Below are 17,492 nucleotides of genomic sequence, written 5' to 3'. Positions count from 1 at the left end.
TCACTTGGCCGCGGCCGGGGCGTCCTCGCCGAGAAGCTTGCCGTCCGAGGTCTCGAACTGCTTCTTGAACTCGGCGATCGCGTCGGCAATGGCGATGAGGGTGTCGTCCGACATCTTGCCGCCCTCCTTGATGGAGGTCATGAGGCCCTGCTCCTTGCGGTGCAGGTACTCCAGGAGCTCCTTCTCGAAGCGGCGGACGTCGGCGACCGGGACGTCGTCCATCTTGCCGGTGGTACCGGCCCACACGGAGACGACCTGGTCCTCGGTCGGCATCGGCTGGTACTGAGGCTGCTTGAGCAGCTCGACCAGGCGCTGACCGCGCTCCAGCTGGGACTTCGACGCCGCGTCCAGGTCGGAACCGAAGGCGGCGAACGCCTCCAGCTCACGGTACTGGGCGAGGTCGAGACGGAGGCGGCCGGAAACCTGCTTCATCGCCTTGTGCTGCGCGGAACCACCGACTCGGGAGACGGAGATACCGACGTTCAGCGCGGGGCGCTGACCGGCGTTGAACAGGTCCGACTCCAGGAAGCACTGGCCGTCGGTGATGGAGATGACGTTGGTCGGGATGAACGCCGAGACGTCGTTGGCCTTCGTCTCGACGATCGGAAGACCGGTCATCGAGCCGGCGCCCAGGTCGTCGGAGAGCTTCGCGCAGCGCTCCAGCAGACGGGAGTGCAGGTAGAAGACGTCACCCGGGTAGGCCTCACGGCCCGGCGGGCGGCGCAGCAGCAGCGACACGGCGCGGTAGGCGTCGGCCTGCTTCGAGAGGTCGTCGAAGATGATGAGGACGTGCTTGCCCTCGTACATCCACTGCTGACCGATGGCCGAACCGGTGTACGGCGCCAGGTACTTGAAGCCGGCCGGGTCGGACGCCGGGGCGGCGACGATGGTCGTGTACTCCAGCGCGCCGGCCTCTTCGAGGGCGCCACGCACGGAGGCGATGGTCGAGCCCTTCTGGCCGATGGCGACGTAGACGCAGCGGACCTGCTTGTTCACGTCACCGGAGCGCCAGTTGTCACGCTGGTTGATGATCGTGTCGACGGCCAGGGCGGTCTTGCCGGTCTGGCGGTCGCCGATGATCAGCTGACGCTGACCACGGCCGACCGGGGTCATCGCGTCGACGGCCTTGTAGCCGGTCTCCATCGGCTCGTGGACCGACTTACGGGCCATGACACCCGGAGCCTGGAGCTCCAGGGCACGGCGGCCGGACGTCTCGATCTCACCGAGGCCGTCGATCGGGTTGCCGAGCGGGTCGACGACACGGCCGAGGTAGCCCTCGCCGACGGCGACGGACAGGACCTCTCCCGTGCGGGTGACCGGCTGGCCCTCCTCGACGCCGCTGAACTCGCCGAGGATGACGGTACCGATCTCGCGCTCTTCGAGGTTGAGCGCGAGGCCGAGGGTGCCGTCCTCGAACTTCAGCAGTTCGTTGGCCATGGCCGAGGGAAGGCCCTCGACCTTCGCGATGCCGTCGCCGGCAAGGGTGACCGTACCGACCTCCTCGCGCGAGGCCGCGTCCGGCTTGTACGACTGGACAAAGTTCTCCAGCGCATCCCGGATCTCCTCCGGCCGGATCGTGAGCTCCGCCATCTGGGTTCCCTGCTCTCCTTGTTGGGCCCGAAGTTTCACTTTGGGGGGATGGGGACTCCCCCCTGAAAGAGGTGAATCCTCTGCACGGCCCAACCAGGGCCGCCATCAGTTCGTACTGCGGTCTTGAGTTGCTGCTAGTTCGCCATGCGGCGGGCGGCGTCCTCGAGGCGGTCCGCGAGGGAGCCGTTGATCACCTCGTCACCGACCTGCACCCGGATCCCGCCGAGGACCGCGGGGTCCACGTCGAGGTTGAGGTGCATCGGGCGGCCGTAGAGCTTCGCGAGGGCGGCGCCGAGGCGCTGCTTCTGCGGGTCGCTCAGCGGTACCGCCGAGGTGACGACGGCGACCATGCGGTCCCGGCGCTCCGCGGCGAGCCGGGACAGGGACTCGAGGCCCGCTTCCAGGCTACGTCCCCGCGGCGCGGTCACGAGGCGCGTCACCAGTCGCTCGGTGGCCGCGTCGGCCCGGCCGCCGAGCAGGCTGCGCAGCAGCTCGCTCTTCGCCGAGGCGGTGGCCTTCCGGTTGGTCAGTGCGGCGCGCAGCTCGGTGTTCGAGGAGACGATCCGCCCGAAGCGGAACAGCTCGTCCTCGACGTTGTCGAGCCTGCCGGCCTTCTGCGCGGCGGTGAGGTCGGCGATGTTCGCCAGCTCCTCCAGCGCGTCCACCAGGTCGCGGGACTGCGACCAGCGGGAACGCACCGTGCCGGACACCAGGTCGGCGGTGGCGCCGCTGATCTGGGACCCGAGCAGGCGCTGCGCCAGCTCGGCCTTGGCCTCGCCGGCCTGCGCCGGGTCGGTGAGGACCCGACGCAGCGAGACCTCGCGGTCGAGCAGCGCGGTGACTGCCGCCAGCTCGTCGGCGAGCCGCGCCGCGTCCACGGACGTGGAGTCCGTCAGCGCGTCGAGACGCTCACGGGCTGCTGCGAATGCCTCGCGGCTCGCTCCGTGTGCGGTCATCGAGACGCCTCGGCCTTCTCCTCGAGCTCGTCGAGGAAGCGGTCGATGACGCGGCTCTGGCGAGCGTGGTCGTCGAGGGACTCCCCGACGAGCTTGCCGGCCAGGTCGGTGGCGAGCTTGCCGACGTCCTGACGCAGCGCGGACGCGGCGGCCTTGCGGTCCGCCTCGATCTGGCTGTGTCCGGCGGCGACGATCTCCTCGCGCTGGCGCTGGCCTTCCGCACGCATCTCGGTGATGAGTGCGGCGCCCTGCTCCTGCGCCTCCTGGCGCAGCCGGGCGGCCTCGTGACGGGCCTCCGCAAGCTGGGCCTTGTACTGCTCCAGGACGCTCTGGGCCTCGGTCTGCGCGGCCTCGGCCCTCTCGATACCGCCCTCGATGGCCTCGCGGCGCTGCTCCAGAACCTTGTTGATGTTCGGGAGGAGCTTCTTCGCGAGGAAGCCGAAGACGATGACGAAGGCGAGCAGGCCAATGACGAGCTCAGGGATCGGCGGGACGAGGGGATTCTCCATCTCCTCGGCCGCCACGATGAGCAGCTGGCTCATGTCGTTGCCTTTCGTCTAGTCGGCTGGTCGTGGATCTGTCAGATCACTTGCCGTAGACGAACGGCATGACCAGACCGATCAGGGCCAGCGCTTCACAGAACGCGAAGCCCAGGATCTGGTTGGCGCGGATCAGGCCGGCGGCTTCGGGCTGACGGGCCAGGGCCTGGGTGCCGTTACCGAAGATGATGCCGACGCCGACGCCGGGGCCGATGGCAGCAAGGCCGTAACCGATGGAGCCGAGCGAGCCGGAAACAGCGGCAAGGGTCTGGGACATGCCAGTTCTTCCTTTTCTTTACGGACCCGGTGGGGGTTGGTCACCGGACGACTGGGGGGGTGGTGCGGGGTGCTCAGTGGTGCTCGGCGAGCGCGCCCTGGATGTAGGTGCAGGTCAGGAGCACGAATACGTACGCCTGAAGGGCCTGGATGAAGAGCTCGAAGGCCGTCATCACGATGGTCATGATGAAGCTGACGCCGGCGTAGGCGATTCCGATGCCGTTGAGCAGGTACCAGCTGGCGATCGTGAACAGCAGCAGCAGGGTGTGTCCCGCGAACATGTTCGCGAACAGACGGACCGCGTGCGTGAAGGGCCGGACCAGCAGGTTCGAGAAGAATTCGATGGTCATGGCCAGCGGGAGAACCGGACCGAGCGACTTGTCATAGCCGGTGAAGTTCTTGAAGGCGCCCACGAACCCGTGCCGCTTGAAGGTCAGCGTGACCCACAGGATGTAGACGATCAGGGCGAGAACCGCCGGGTAGGCGATGATCGACGTCACCGGGAACTGGGCGAGCGGAATGATCGACCAGAGGTTCATCATCCAGATGAAGAAGAACAGCGAGACGATCAGGGGGACGTACTTCTCGCCCTCCTTCTTGCCGATCGTCTCGTAGACGACTCCGCGGCGGATGAAGTCGTAGCCCGTCTCCGCGACCATCTGGAGCTTGCCCGGGACGACCTTCGGCTTACGGAAGGCGGCCCAGAAGAAGCCGACGACGATAATGGAGCCGAGCAGCGCCAACAGCATCGTCTTGTTGAAATAGACGTTGCTGTCCGCGTCGCCCACGAGGGGCTCGAACAGGAACGAGTGCAGCCCGGGAGCCGGGAATCCACAGCCGTCGAAGATGTGGCAATCGGTCTCGAAGGCGAGCACCTGCGTCGGGTCAGCACTCACCGCGGGCTCCTTCAGCGTGGCGCATAGGTTCGGCAACCTCGTTGTGTCGGCGCGGCGCACGGCCGCGGTTCGGCACGGGACTGGTGTTTCGGATGTGAGGGCGGCTTGGGGGCATCGTGCCTCGCGATTGAGCAGGCGTCAGCTCGGATGCCCGCGCCCGCGATGCCGCAGTTGGCACCGGACGATAGCAGGATCTCTCAGGCGTCTTTATACCGGCCCTACCCCTCACGACGAGTGCCCCGATTTTGCGGGCTTCTCGCCCTTCGAGGACGTCGTCGAGGAGGACGGTTCGGGTTCGACGTAGAGGATCTTGGACTTCATGTGGGCCCGCGTCTGGGCGCCGATCCAGGCCAGCGTGCCGACGAGCAGCGTGATCGCGAAGGCCTTGGGGTTGAACAGCGTCGTGTCCTTGAACGCGGTCATGAAGACGAACAGCAACAGGATCTGCGTCGTGTAGAGCATCAGACCCATGCCCTGGAACAGGTGCGGAAGCGATTTGGCGGTGCGCTGGAGGACATAGAGACCGAGCCCCATGAACGCGATCACGACCACCAGCGCGACGACCGCCCCGATGACGCCCTTGCCGCCCGCGACCACTCCGCTGACGACAGCGGCGAGCACGCCGACGGCGACAGTCGGCACGGCGGCCTGGGCCAGGATCCGGGCGTCATTGGACGGCATGGCGGCAACTCCGCTTTCAAAGGGGGCAGGGTGTCGTCATGGACGAGCGTAGTCCCGGTTCGAGGGGCGAAAGAACTCACGCCGTCCTCGGTCCGAAGGGCCGGCGCACTGCGGCTCTTCGGTACTGTTCCGGGTTCTCGTGAACCGTATCACAAACTATTTGATGAGGTCTTTACCTGGCAGGTGTGCCTACTGTCACACATGAGAGTGACAGTGCGCGTCTGGGCGCGAACCCGGAGGGCTTGTCTGGTATTGGGAGGTTTTGCCCTCCCAGGACTGTCCCACGACTTGGCAATGCTCTCGTCAGATTCTTACCTTGGAGCCACCCCGGCCACCGATCGCCGTGGCCCCGTTCGCCCCCGAAACCCCCACCGTCACAGGGCTCTGCCCGTCGACGGCGGCGGCCTCCCCGGAACCGGCCGTCCCGCTCGGCGCACCGGCCTCCGGCGCCCCGGCCCCCTGGGCCCCGGACAGCTGTGCCGCGGCCTCCTGCGCCTCGGTCGGCAGGCCGCCCCGGCGCCGGTAGCGCGGCGGCACGAAGGCCTCGGCCCAGCGCGGCGTGCGCGGCCGGAAGCGCGGCAGCAGGAGCAGCGCCAGACCGATCGCGCTGAGGATGACGACGCCGAGCACGATCCACATGGACGCCGAGTTGACGGAGTAGGTGAGCGCGCCGAACGCGATCAGCGCCGACCAGAAGTACATGATCAGCACAGCGCGGCTGTGCGAGTGGCCGATCTCCAGCAGCCGGTGGTGCAGATGCCCGCGGTCCGCGGCGAACGGCGACTGACCGCGCCAGGTGCGGCGCACGATCGCCAGGATCAGGTCGGCCGCCGGGATCGCGATGATCGTCAACGGCATCAGCAGCGGGATGTAGACCGGCACCATCTGGTGCACCGCGTTGCGCTCGGAGCCGGAGAACAGCCGCATGATGTCCGGGTCGACCTGCCCCGTGACGGAGATCGCGCCCGCCGCCAGCACCAGCCCGATCAGCATCGAGCCGGAGTCCCCCATGAAGATCCGCGCGGGGTGCATGTTGTGCGGCAGGAAGCCCAGGCACATGCCCATCAGGATCGCCGCGAAGAGCGTCGCCGGGGCGGCGGCCTCGATGCCGTACGAGTACCAGATGCGGTAGGCGTACATGAAGAACGCCGCCGCGGCGATGCACACCATGCCCGCCGCCAGGCCGTCGAGACCGTCCACGAAGTTGACCGCGTTGATCGTGATGACCACCAGCGCGACCGTCAGCAGGGTGCCCTGCCACTGGGTCAGCGCGACCGTGCCCACCAGCGGCACCGGCAGCCACAGGATGGTCAGACCCTGCATGACCATGACGCCGGCGGCGATCATCTGGCCGCCCAGCTTGATCAGCGCGTCGATCTCGAACTTGTCGTCAAGGACGCCGATCAGCCAGATCAGCGCGGCCCCGGAGAGCAGGGCGCGCGGTTCGTTCGACTTCTCGAAGACCTCGTTGAGGTTGGTCAGATGGTCGGCGACGAGCAGGCCGGCGCACAGCCCGAAGAACATGGCGATCCCGCCGAGCCGCGGAGTGGGTTCCCGGTGCACGTCACGGGCCCTGATCTCCGGCATCGCTCCGGCCACGATCGCGAACTTCCGTACCGGCCCTGTCAGCAGATACGTCACCGCGGCCGTGATGCAGAGCGTCAGCAGGTATTCACGCACGGGCTTCCCCACAGGTCTCGCTGGCCATCACAGTCCCACACCCTAGCGATCGACGACCGCACGGCGCATATGTGTGAAGACTTCCGGGTAGTGACGATGGTTTCACGTGAGGCTGTGCGCGCAGGCGCACGGGGGGTGACCACGAGGGCCGGCACGTGACGCGCCCGCCCCGGCTCAGCCCGGATACGGCGGGAACGCCAGCGCCAGCTCGCGCACCTCCTCACGGGCCTTCCGGGTCTCGACCTCCTCCCGCAGCACGCCCGCGAGCAGCGCCGCGACCCGTGCCATCTCCTCCTCCCCCATCCCCTGCGTGGTCAGCGCCGCGGTGCCCAGGCGCAGCCCACGGGCGTGCGCGGCGGTCACGTCGCTGCCCGAGACATGCGGGAGGGCGCAGCAGTCCAGCACCATCCCGGCGGCCGCGAGCAGCCCGCGCGCGGTGCGCCCGTCGACGCCGAGCGGCGCCGGGTCGACGGTGATGAGGTGGGTGTCGGTCCCGCCGGTCGTGACGGCCAGCCCCTCTCCGGCCAGAGCCGCCGCGAGAACCCTCGCGTTGGCGACCACCTGATGGGCGTACCGGGCGAACGCCGGGGTCGCCGCCTCGCCGAACGCGACCGCCTTCGCGGCGATGGTGTGCATCTGCGCGCCGCCCTGGGTGAACGGGAAGACCGCCCGGTCCACCCGCTCGGCGAGCTCGCCGCCGCACAGCAGCATCCCGCCGCGAGGCCCGCGCAGCACCTTGTGCGTGGTGGCACAGACGATGTCGGCGTACGGCACCGGACTGGGCGCCGCTCCCCCGGCGACGAGCCCGATGGGATGGGCGGCGTCGGCGATCAGATACGCGCCCGTCTCGTCGGCGACCTCCCGGAAGAAGGCGTGGTCGATGTGGCGCGGATAGGCGGTGGACCCGCACACGATCGCCTTGGGCCGGTGGCTGCGGGCCAGCGTGCGGACCTGCTCGTGATCGATGAGCCCGGTCTCCGCGTCCACCCCGTAGGGGATGAAGTCGAACCAGCGGCCGGAGAAGTTGGCGGGCGAGCCGTGCGTGAGATGGCCGCCGTCGCGCAGGCCCAGCGCCAGGACGGTGTCGCCGGGCCGGAGCAGGGCGGCGTAGGCGGCCAGCATCGCGGAGGAGCCCGAGTGGGCCTGCACGTTGGCGTGGTCGGCGCCGAACAGCGTCCTGGCGCGGTCCACGGCGATCCGCTCGGCGAGGTCGACGATCTCGCAGCCGCCGTGGTGCCGGGCCCCCGGGTAGCCCTCCGCGTACTTGTTGGCGAGCGGCGAGCCGAGGGCGGCCAGCACGGCGGGCGAGGTGAAGTTCTCGGCGGCGATCAGCTGGAGCGTCGACGCCTGCCGCTCCCCCTCCCCGAGCAGGATCTCGGCCAGCTCGGGGTCCTGCCGGCGCAGGACATCGGCCTCGGGGACATGGGTGACCGACATGGTGCGCTCCGGGCGTCGACGGTGACGTACGTCCAATGTAGGCCCGGGCCGAGGGGTGCGCGCGGTCGCTACATCCGGGCGGGAACCCCGGTGAGCGCGGTGACGACCGGGTCCAGGGCCTGGTGTATCTCGTCGCCGATCGAGCGGAAGAACGGCAGGGGCGCCCCGTAGGGGTCGTAGACCTCGTCCGCCTCGAGCGTCGGGGCCAGGAGCCATCCGCGGAGCGCCGCCGCCGCGCGGACCAGGGCCCGGGCGCGCATCACCACGCCTTCGTCCAGCGGCGGGAGGGTGGCCGGGTCGATGGCGTTCACCAGGCGGGTGAACTCCTTGAGGGTGAAGGTGCGCAGTCCCGCCGAGTGGCCCATGGAGATGACCTGGGCGCGGTGGTCGCGGGTCGCCGTCAGGACGAGGTCGGCCATGATGACGTGCTCGTCGAGGAGCTCACGGCCGGTGAACCCGGTGGCGTCCGCGCCGAAGTCGGCCAGCACGGTCTCCGCGTTGGCCTCCATGGACGCGCCCTCATGGCCCCAGGTGCCCGCGCTCTCCACGATCAGCCCGCGGCCCAGCACCCCGAGCCGCTGCGACACGAAATGCCGGGTCAGCCGCTCGGTGATCGGCGAGCGGCAGACGTTGCCGGTGCTGACGTGGAGGATGCGGAAGCTGTCGCGCGGAAACCCGAACGTCGTGGTCTGTTCCGCGGCACGCTCCCCGTTGCCTATGCCACGCCCCGCGTCAGGGGCTGTCAATTCGCCACCTCGAGGTCGGGTACGACCTTCCGCAGCTCGTCCGCGGAGATCGCGCCCTCACGCAGCAGCAGCGGCACCTCCCGGCTGACGTCGACGATCGAGGAGGGGACGTTGCCGGGGGTCGGGCCGCCGTCGAGGTAGACGGAGACGGAGTCGCCGAGCATCTCCTGGGCGTAGTCGCAGTTCTCCGGCGCGGGGTGCCCGGTCAGGTTCGCCGACGACACCGCCATCGGACCGACCTCGGTCAGCAGTTCGATGGCGACCGGGTGCAGCGGCATGCGGACGGCGACGGTGCCGCGGGTGTCGCCCAGGTCCCACTGCAGGGACGGCTGGTGCTTGGCGACGAGCGTCAGCGCGCCCGGCCAGAACGCGTCGACGAGCTCCCAGGCCATCTCGGAGAAGTCGGTGACGAGCCCGTGCAGGGTGTTCGGGGAGCCGATGAGGACGGGGGTGGGCATGTTGCGGCCCCGGCCCTTGGCGTGCAGGAGGTCGGCGACGGCCTCCGAGGAGAACGCGTCGGCGCCGATGCCGTACACCGTGTCGGTCGGGAGGACCACGAGCTCGCCACGGCGGACGGCGGACGCGGCCTCGCGCAGACCGGTCACACGGTCGGTCGCGTCGTTGGTGTCGTATCGCCGTGCCATCTAGCGGGCCTCCTCGTACACGTACTGCTGCGGGTCGAAAGTGCGGGGGGCGCTCACGGCGTCGCCCGGCGGGCGGTCGCGAAGCGCGGACGCTTGTTGAGGTCGGGGTGGTCGGCCGCGTCGGCCCAGCCCCGCTCCTCGGTGAAGATCCAGGGCACCTGGCCGCCCTGGGTGTCGGCGTGCTCGATGACGACGACGCCGCCGGGGCGGAGCAGCCGGTGCGCGGTGCGCTCGATGCCGCGGATCAGGTCGAGGCCGTCCTCCCCCGAGAACAGGGCGAGTTCGGGGTCGTAGTCGCGTGCCTCGGGCGCCACGTACTCCCACTCGGTGAGCGGGATGTACGGGGGGTTGGAGATGACCAGGTCGACCTGGCCGTCGAGGTCGCGGAAGGCGTCCAGGGCGTCTCCCTGACGCAGGTCGACCCTGGACCCCTCCATGTTCTTGCGGGTCCAGCGCAGGGCGTCCTCGGACAGCTCCACGGCGTGCACGCGCGAGCGCGGCACCTCCTGGGCGAGGGCGAGCGCGATGGCGCCGCTGCCGGTGCACAGGTCGACGATGCGGGGCTCGACGACGTCCATGGCGCGCACCGCGTCTATGGCCCAGCCGACCACGGACTCGGTCTCCGGGCGCGGTACGAAGACGCCGGGGCCGACCTGGAGCTCCAGGTACCGGAAGAAGGCCCGCCCGGTGATGTGCTGGAGCGGCTCGCGCTGCTCCCGCCGGGCGATGGTCTCCCAGTAACGGGCGTCGAAGTCGGAGTCCTTCACGGAGTGGAGCTCACCGCGCTTCACGCCGTGCACGAACGCGGCGAGCTCCTCCGCGTCGTTGCGCGGCGAGGGCACGCCGGCGTCGGCCAGCCGCTGGGTGGCCTGGGCCACCTCTGCGAGCAGCAGGTTCACGCAAGTCCTCCGTGTCGTACTCGTCGTGCGTACGTCCTACAACGCTTACGCGGCTGCGAGCTTGGCGGCCGAGTCCGCGTCGACGCAGGCCTGGATCACCGCGTCGAGGTCGCCGTCCAGGACCTGGTCCAGGTTGTACGACTTGAAGCCCACGCGGTGGTCCGAGATGCGGTTCTCCGGGAAGTTGTACGTGCGGATCTTCTCGGAGCGGTCGACGGTGCGGACCTGGCTGCGGCGGGCGTCGGCGGCCTCCCGCTCCGCTTCCTCCTGTGCCGCCGCGAGCAGCCTGGAGCGCAGGATACGCATCGCCTGCTCCTTGTTCTGCAACTGGCTCTTCTCGTTCTGGCAGGAAGCGACGACTCCGGTGGGAATGTGCGTGATGCGCACGGCGGAGTCGGTGGTGTTGACGGACTGCCCGCCGGGCCCGGAGGACCGGTAGACGTCGATGCGGAGGTCGTTCGCGTTGATCTCGACGTCGACCTCCTCGGCCTCGGGCGTCACGAGCACACCGGCGGCGGAGGTGTGGATCCGGCCCTGGGACTCGGTCGCGGGGACCCGCTGCACCCGGTGCACGCCGCCTTCGTACTTCATCCTCGCCCAGACGCCCTGCCCGGGCTCGGTGGCGCCCTGCCCGCCCTTGGTCTTCACCGCGACCTGGACGTCCTTGTAGCCGCCCAGCTCGGACTCGGTCGCGTCGATGATCTCGGTCTTCCAGCCGACGCGCTCGGCGTACCGGAGGTACATGCGCAGCAGGTCGCCGGCGAACAGGGCCGACTCGTCGCCGCCCGCGCCCGCCTTGATCTCGAGGATGACGTCCTTGTCGTCGGACGGGTCCCGGGGCACGAGCAGCAGCCGCAGCTTCTCCGTCAGCTCCTCGCGCTGCTTCTCCAGCTCCTTGACCTCGGCGGCGAAGTCCGGGTCGGTGGCGGCGAACTCGCGCGCGGTCTCGACGTCGTCACCGGTCTGCTTCCAGGAGCGGTACGTGCCGACGATGGGCGTCAGCTCGGCGTAGCGCTTGTTCAGCTTGCGCGCGTTGGCCTGGTCGGAGTGGACCGACGGGTCGGCGAGCTTCTTCTCCAGGTCGGCGTGCTCTCCGAGCAGCTCCTCGACGGCCTCGAACATGATGCGCTCCTGAATGACGTGCGTGGGGGAAGGGCGGGCGACCAAAAACGCCGGTCCCGGCGTGCCCCTGGGCGGGGACACGGCCGTGGACCGGCGAAAAGGGGCTCGCTACTTCTTGGAGCCGGCGGGCGCCTTGCCGAAGCGGGCCTCGAAGCGGGCCACACGGCCACCGGTGTCGAGGATCTTCTGCTTGCCCGTGTAGAACGGGTGGCACTCGGAGCAGACGTCGGCGCGGATGGAACCGCTCTCGATCGTGCTACGGGTGGTGAACGAGGCGCCACAGGTGCAGCTGACCTGCGTCTCGACGTACTCGGGGTGGATGTCGCGCTTCAAGGTGTCTCCTAGTTTCGGGAGGGCGCCGGGTCGCTGCCGCGGGATACGGCAAACGTGAACCGGAGCCGACGTACCAGTCTGCCAGGACTGGGCGCATCCCCCAAAACCGGGGGGCGGGGGGATCTATTCCCCGGGGTGCGCGAAGGCCCTCAGGAGGACGCCACGACGCCCGCGGCCTCGCCCGTGGCGGTGCCCTCGGTGGCGGCCTTCGGGATGGGCCGGTCGTTCTTCAGGGCCGTCCACACCTGCTCGGCCTTCGCCTCGGCGACGATGACCCGGTTGAGGTTGGACGGGTCGTACCGGACCGGCATCGTGACCATGTTCATGTTGTCGGCGCTGATGCCCTTGAGGCCGTTCGCGAAGGACATGAGGGAGTTCAGCGAGCCGAGCTTCGAGTCCGCCGTGACGGCCTTGGTCGCGGTGTTGGCGAGGTCGTACAGCTTGGTGCCGCTGGAGAACAGGCCGACGTGCTCGACCTGGTCGACCAGTGCCTTGATGAAGGCCTGCTGGAGCTGGATGCGGCCGAGGTCGGACCCGTCGCCGACGCCGTGCCGGGTGCGGACCAGCCCGAGGGCCTGCTCGCCGGTGAGCGTGTGGGTGCCGGCCTTGAGCTTCAGGTGGCTGTCGGGGTCGTCGATGGCCTTCGTCGTGGTGACCTCGACGCCGCCGAGTTCGTCGATGAGCTTCTCGAAACCCGAGAAGTCGACTTCCAGGTAGTGGTCCATACGGACGCCGCTCATCGACTCGACCGTCTTCACGGCGCAGGCCGCGCCGCCCGTCGAGTACGCCGAGTTGAACATCACGTCGGACGCGGCGTCGTGCGTGGTGCCGCTCGTGTCGGTGCAGGCGGGGCGGTCTATGAGGGTGTCGCGCGGTATGGAGACCACGCTGGCCTTCTTGTGGCCCTCGTACACGTGGATGATCATCGCGGTGTCGGAGCGGGCGCTGCCGTCGTCCGTGCCGCCGCCGAGCTTCTTGTTGGTGCCGGAGCGGGTGTCCGAGCCGAGCACCAGGATGTTCTCGGAGCCGTTGTCGACCTTGGTGGGCCGGTCGGCGCCCAGGGCCTGGTCGATGTCGACGCTCTTGATGTTGCCGTTGAGCTTGAAGTAGAGGTAGCCGACGCCGGTGCCGCCCAGCACGAGGACGCCCGCGGCGCTCCAGGCGGCGATCAGCACCCCCTTGCGTCGGCCACGCTGCCTGCGGTGGCGTGGTCCGTCGCTGCCGACCGCCCCGCTCGTTGTGCCGGCCTCGCCCTGCGTACCGGGCTCCGGCGTGCTCTCGGCGGACATGTGCTCCTCAGTTCTCGTGCAACCTCACCATCGTCACTCCGCCAGGTCAGACGGGGAAACTCGGGACAGGGTTGCACAACGCCCCGTGCCCGGTCCGCGATGGACCGGGCACGGGGCGTGACGCGGGTGAGCGGGGTCCACCCCCGCTCACCTGCGCGTTCGGCCGGACTCAGCCGAACAGGTCGTACTGCTGGAAAGACGTCCCGAGTGAGACCCTTGTGGCAAAGATCGCAGTGGTGGCCTTTCCGGTGCCCTTGTACAGGTACAGGGTGCCCGCCGGGGTACGGGCCAGCAGGTCGGCCAGACCGTCGCCGTTGACGTCTCCGACGGCGGCGATGGCGTTGTACGTCGTGTTGGTCCAGGTGGCGACCTTGATACGGGCCGCGAAGGCGCTCGTCGCGGTGCCGTTGCCCTTGTAGAGGTAGACCGCGCCGGTGGCCTTGTCGCGGGCGATCAGGTCCGTCTTGCCGTCGAAGCTGAAGTCGCCGTGGCCGCGCACGACGTTGTAGGCGTTCCAGCCGGTGCCGTTCTTGACGGGCGCGGCGAAGGTGCCGTTGCCCTTGCCCGGGTAGACCCAGAGCGCGCCGGCCGAGTCCACGGCGAGCAGGTCCGGAAGGTAGTCGCCCGTGACGTCGCCGGGGGCGACGATCTGGGTGCGGGTCTTCCAGTTGTCCCCGATCAGCTTGGTCGCCCAGGTCTCGCTGGAGGCCACGTAGTGCTTCCAGAAGACGTCGCCGTCCGAGGCGCGGCGCAGGATCAGGTCCTGGTAGCCGTCCCGGTCCAGGTCGGTCTGGACGATCAGGTTGAAGCCGCTCCAGGTGCCCCAGGACTGGCGGGAGGCCAGCGAGGTGCCCTTGGAGTCCAGCTCGTAGCCGGTCTTGGTGGACGAGTTGCGCGCCCACAGGTCGGCGAGGTGGTCACCGTTGAGGTTGGTGTCGTCGACGCGCGGGTAGGCGCTGGCGGCGTACGTGGAGACCTTGCTGAAGACGCTGTACGCGCCGCTCGCGACGCAGTCCTTCACGCCCCAGGAGACGACGCCGACGATGCGGTTCTCGCCGGCCGCGTTCTTGACGATCAGCGGGCCGCCGGAGTCGCCGTTGCAGGCGGTGGTGGTGCCCGTGTCGCTGCCGGTGGCGGGCGTGCCCGCGCAGATCATGTGGCCCTTGAGGTACTCGGCGCCGTAGTAGGCCGAGCAGGTGGTGTTCGACTGGATCGGCAGCTCGGCCGTCTTCAGCGTCTCGGAGATGTCCTGCGTGGCCGAGCTGGTGCGGCCCCAGCCGTACAGCGTGGCCTTGGTGCCGGTCGCGTACGAGGCGCTGTCGGTGTTCGTGGTCATCTTGATCGGCGTGGCCTTGACCGGGTTCGGCAGGGTCAACACGGCGATGTCGTTGTCGAGCGTCGTGTCGCTGTACGACCAGTGGTTCCACTGGCGCCAGACGCCGGTGGCGGTGCCGCCGTGCAGGTCGCCGTCGTCGGAGAGCAGTTGCGTGCTGCCCGTGACGACGAAGCCGTGGGCGTTCCAGTTGTAGCCCTTGACGCAGTGCGCGGCGGTGAGGATCTTCGTCGGCGAGATGACCGAGCCGCCGCAGAAGAAGCCGATGTCGTCGCTGGTCGTGGTGGTGCCCCGGTCGTCGCCGTACCAGAGCTGGGCCATCCACGGCGCGTTCGTGATGGTCGTGGTCGTACCACCGATGATCTTCGGGTCGACCTTGGTGGTGGTGCTGCTCGCGCTGTCGCTCGCGCTCTGCGACGCCTTCGAGGTCTGGCCCGGGATGTCGTCACCGGCGACCGCCACGGCGGCGAGCTTCTCGAGTCGCTCGGTCGTCAGCGTCGTACCGTGCGCCGGCGACGGCGGCGCCTCGGCGGCCTGCGCCGAGGACAGGAACAGCGTGCCGGCGACGGCGGCGGCCAGTCCGGCCGCGGCGACGGGCAGCGCGATCCGTATCCGGCGTCTGTGGCGACCGCCCCCTGACGTGGGTGTACCCACTCAAGTCCCCCCTAGGGATCAAGAAGTTCGAAGAAAAACGCAATCTGAGAATTGCGTGAAGAGCGAGATCGTATCCCGCGGCACGACACGACCGAGGGCCGCCCCCTGTGCGGGGGCGGCCCTCGGTCGCGGTGCTGCGGAACTGCGTCGGACCTCAGACGTCGGTCATCGGCCGTCGGTCGTCCGTCAGTCGTTGTTGCCCGTCGACGGCGTCGTCTTCTGGATCTGCATCAGGAACTCGCCGTTCGACTTCGTCTGCTTCATCTTGTCGAGGAGCAGCTCGATCGCCTGCTGCTGGTCGAGGGCGTGGAGCACCCGGCGCAGCTTCCAGGTGACGGCGAGCTCCTCGTTGCCGAGCAGGATCTCTTCCTTACGGGTACCGGACGCGTCGACGTCCACCGCCGGGAAGATGCGCTTGTCGGCGAGCTTCCGGTCGAGCTTGAGCTCCATGTTGCCGGTGCCCTTGAACTCCTCGAAGATCACCTCGTCCATGCGGGACCCGGTGTCCACCAGAGCGGTGGCGAGGATGGTCAGCGAGCCGCCGTCCTCGATGTTGCGGGCCGCACCGAAGAAGCGCTTCGGCGGGTACAGGGCGGTCGAGTCGACACCACCGGACAGGATGCGGCCGGAGGCCGGGGCGGCGAGGTTGTACGCACGGCCCAGACGCGTGATCGAGTCGAGCAGCACGACCACGTCGTGGCCCAGCTCCACCAGACGCTTGGCGCGCTCGATGGCGAGCTCGGCGACCGTGGTGTGGTCCTCGGCCGGGCGGTCGAAGGTCGAGGAGATGACCTCGCCCTTCACCGACCGCTGCATGTCGGTGACCTCTTCCGGACGCTCGTCCACCAGGACGACCATCAGGTGGCACTCGGGGTTGTTGTGCGTGATCGCGTTGGCGATCGCCTGCATGATCATGGTCTTGCCGGTCTTCGGCGGGGCCACGATCAGACCGCGCTGGCCCTTACCGATCGGCGACACGAGGTCGATGATGCGGGTGGTGAGCACACCCGGGTCCGTCTCCAGACGGAGGCGGTCCTGCGGGTAGAGCGGGGTCAGCTTGTTGAACTCCGGTCGCCCGCGCCCGGAGTCGGGCGCCATGCCGTTGGTGGAGTCCAGGCGGACGAGCGCGTTGAACTTCTCGCGGCGCTCGCCGTCCTTGGGCTGACGGACCGCACCGGTGACGTGGTCACCCTTGCGCAGGCCGTTCTTGCGGACCTGGGCGAGCGAGACGTACACGTCGTTGGGGCCCGGCAGGTAGCCCGACGTGCGGATGAACGCGTAGTTGTCGAGGATGTCCAGGATGCCCGCGACGGGGATCAGGACGTCGTCGTCGGCGACCTGCGGCTCGGCGGCGCCGATCTCGTCGCGCCCACGGCGGCCACGGCGGTCGCGGTAGCGTCCGCGGCGGCCACGCCGGCCGTCGCCGAACTCGTCGTCGTCCTGCGGGCCGTTGTCGCGCTGGCGGTCCTGGCGGCCGCCGCCCTGCTGCTGACCCTGCTGCTGGCCGCCGCGCTGCTGCTGGCCGCCACCCTGCTGGTCGTCACCCTTGCGGCGGTCGCCGCGGTCACCGCGGTCGCGACCACGCTCACGGCGGTCGCGGCGGCGGCCCTCGCCACCGTCGGCGTCGCTCTTCGCGTCGCCCTGCGGCTGCGCCTGGGACTCGGCCTGCGCCGGGGCGGACGCCTCGGCCTTCGGGGCGGCCTTCGCCTCGGCGACGACCGTCTCCGGGCTGCCCGCGTCGGCGGTGGCACGGCGGCGACGGCGCTCGCTGGGCGCGTCGTTGCTGGCCGGCTGGCCCGGGATCTCGATCTGCTGCTGGGCCACGGCCTTCTCGGCGGGGGCCTCGGCCTTGGCGGTGTCCGCCTTCTTCTCGGCGGACTCGTCGCCGGTGCGCGCCTTGGAGGTGGCGCGGCGCTTGGGCTTGGTCTCGGCGGCGTCCCCGGCGGGGGTCGACGCGGCCTTGGGGGCGGCTGCTCCGCCGCCCGCCTGCGCCTCCTTGATGACCTCGATCAGCTGGCTCTTGCGCATACGCGCCGTGCCCCTGATGCCGAGGCCGGATGCGACCTGCTGAAGCTCGGCCAGCACCATGCCCTCGAGGCCGGTACCGCGGCGCCGCCGGGAGCCGGCACCGGTGGCAGGCGCGGAGGCGTCCGTGGCGGGCGCGGCAGCGGTCTCCTCGACACGTGCGCCCATCAGATCGGTGGTGTCGCTCACGAAGGGTCCTTCCCTGGAGCGGACGTCGGCCTGTCTGGCTCGGCGACCGGTTGTGCTGTCCGACTTCGGTCCTTGCTGTGGCGAAGCCGGGGCGGTGGTCCGCCAAAGCGGCGGAAGAGAATTTGCTGGTGATGGCGCTACCGCGACGAGCCATGACACTCAGTGTCACGCGGCGTGGTCGCACCGATTCCGGAGCGTGCCCT

The 17,492-nt window shown here is 69.5% G+C and carries 16 protein-coding genes; all 16 read right to left on the bottom strand.

Annotated features, from left to right (window positions below; translation table 11 throughout):
- Positions 1–1,590, bottom strand: coding sequence for a F0F1 ATP synthase subunit alpha (atpA, locus tag J2X68_RS17810; protein WP_310433522.1), 1,590 nt, complete (start codon positions 1,588–1,590; stop codon positions 1–3).
- 134 nt (positions 1,591–1,724) lie between these two features.
- Entirely contained in the window at positions 1,725–2,546 is an 822-nt protein-coding gene (locus J2X68_RS17805) for a F0F1 ATP synthase subunit delta (RefSeq protein WP_310433521.1), read from the bottom strand.
- A complete protein-coding gene (locus tag J2X68_RS17800) occupies positions 2,543–3,088 on the bottom strand; it encodes a F0F1 ATP synthase subunit B (protein WP_310433520.1) in 546 nt (181 codons plus the stop codon). The genes J2X68_RS17805 and J2X68_RS17800 overlap by 4 nt, the downstream gene beginning before the upstream one ends.
- Positions 3,089–3,131: 43 nt before the next feature.
- Positions 3,132–3,362, bottom strand: a complete 231-nt coding sequence (gene atpE, locus J2X68_RS17795; protein ID WP_024884520.1) for an ATP synthase F0 subunit C — start codon at positions 3,360–3,362, stop codon at positions 3,132–3,134.
- A gap of 73 nt (positions 3,363–3,435) precedes the next feature.
- Positions 3,436–4,272, bottom strand: coding sequence for a F0F1 ATP synthase subunit A (atpB, locus tag J2X68_RS17790; protein WP_310433586.1), 837 nt, complete (start codon positions 4,270–4,272; stop codon positions 3,436–3,438).
- Positions 4,273–4,482: 210 nt separating this feature from the next.
- On the bottom strand, positions 4,483–4,938 hold the full coding sequence (locus tag J2X68_RS17785) for a hypothetical protein (protein ID WP_310433519.1): 456 nt from the start codon (positions 4,936–4,938) through the stop codon (positions 4,483–4,485).
- A 303-nt stretch (positions 4,939–5,241) separates the two neighbouring features.
- Positions 5,242–6,618, bottom strand: coding sequence for an MraY family glycosyltransferase (locus J2X68_RS17780; RefSeq protein WP_310433518.1), 1,377 nt, complete (start codon positions 6,616–6,618; stop codon positions 5,242–5,244).
- Positions 6,619–6,792: 174 nt separating this feature from the next.
- Positions 6,793–8,055 carry a serine hydroxymethyltransferase gene (gene glyA, locus J2X68_RS17775; RefSeq protein WP_310433517.1) on the bottom strand — a complete coding sequence of 421 codons (1,263 nt, stop codon included), beginning with the start codon at positions 8,053–8,055 and terminating at the stop codon, positions 6,793–6,795.
- A gap of 68 nt (positions 8,056–8,123) precedes the next feature.
- A complete protein-coding gene (locus J2X68_RS17770; RefSeq protein WP_171399476.1) occupies positions 8,124–8,801 on the bottom strand; it encodes a protein-tyrosine-phosphatase in 678 nt (225 codons plus the stop codon).
- Positions 8,798–9,445, bottom strand: coding sequence for an L-threonylcarbamoyladenylate synthase (locus J2X68_RS17765; RefSeq protein ID WP_310433516.1), 648 nt, complete (start codon positions 9,443–9,445; stop codon positions 8,798–8,800). The genes J2X68_RS17770 and J2X68_RS17765 overlap by 4 nt, the downstream gene beginning before the upstream one ends.
- Before the next feature lie 53 nt (positions 9,446–9,498).
- Positions 9,499–10,344 carry a peptide chain release factor N(5)-glutamine methyltransferase gene (gene prmC, locus J2X68_RS17760; protein WP_310433515.1) on the bottom strand — a complete coding sequence of 282 codons (846 nt, stop codon included), beginning with the start codon at positions 10,342–10,344 and terminating at the stop codon, positions 9,499–9,501.
- Positions 10,345–10,389: 45 nt separating this feature from the next.
- The gene (prfA, locus tag J2X68_RS17755; protein ID WP_310433514.1) at positions 10,390–11,466 is read right to left on the bottom strand and encodes a peptide chain release factor 1; all 1,077 of its coding nucleotides are present in this window, start codon (positions 11,464–11,466) and stop codon (positions 10,390–10,392) included.
- Positions 11,467–11,574: 108 nt separating this feature from the next.
- Complete coding sequence (gene rpmE / locus J2X68_RS17750) at positions 11,575–11,799, bottom strand: 50S ribosomal protein L31 (RefSeq protein ID WP_062642060.1); 225 nt, start codon at positions 11,797–11,799, stop codon at positions 11,575–11,577.
- 149 nt (positions 11,800–11,948) lie between these two features.
- Positions 11,949–13,088, bottom strand: a complete 1,140-nt coding sequence (locus tag J2X68_RS17745; RefSeq protein WP_310433513.1) for an LCP family protein — start codon at positions 13,086–13,088, stop codon at positions 11,949–11,951.
- A 169-nt stretch (positions 13,089–13,257) separates the two neighbouring features.
- Complete coding sequence (locus tag J2X68_RS17740) at positions 13,258–15,075, bottom strand: trypsin-like serine protease (RefSeq protein WP_310433512.1); 1,818 nt, start codon at positions 15,073–15,075, stop codon at positions 13,258–13,260.
- 186 nt (positions 15,076–15,261) lie between these two features.
- Entirely contained in the window at positions 15,262–17,289 is a 2,028-nt protein-coding gene (gene rho, locus J2X68_RS17735; RefSeq protein WP_310433511.1) for a transcription termination factor Rho, read from the bottom strand.
- Positions 17,290–17,492: the final 203 nt, after the last annotated feature.

The organism is Streptomyces sp. 3330 (assembly GCF_031456635.1).
Classification (GTDB): domain Bacteria; phylum Actinomycetota; class Actinomycetes; order Streptomycetales; family Streptomycetaceae; genus Streptomyces.
The sequence above is the reverse complement of the archived record's forward strand: the minus strand, read 5'-3'. Positions and strand labels throughout refer to the sequence as shown.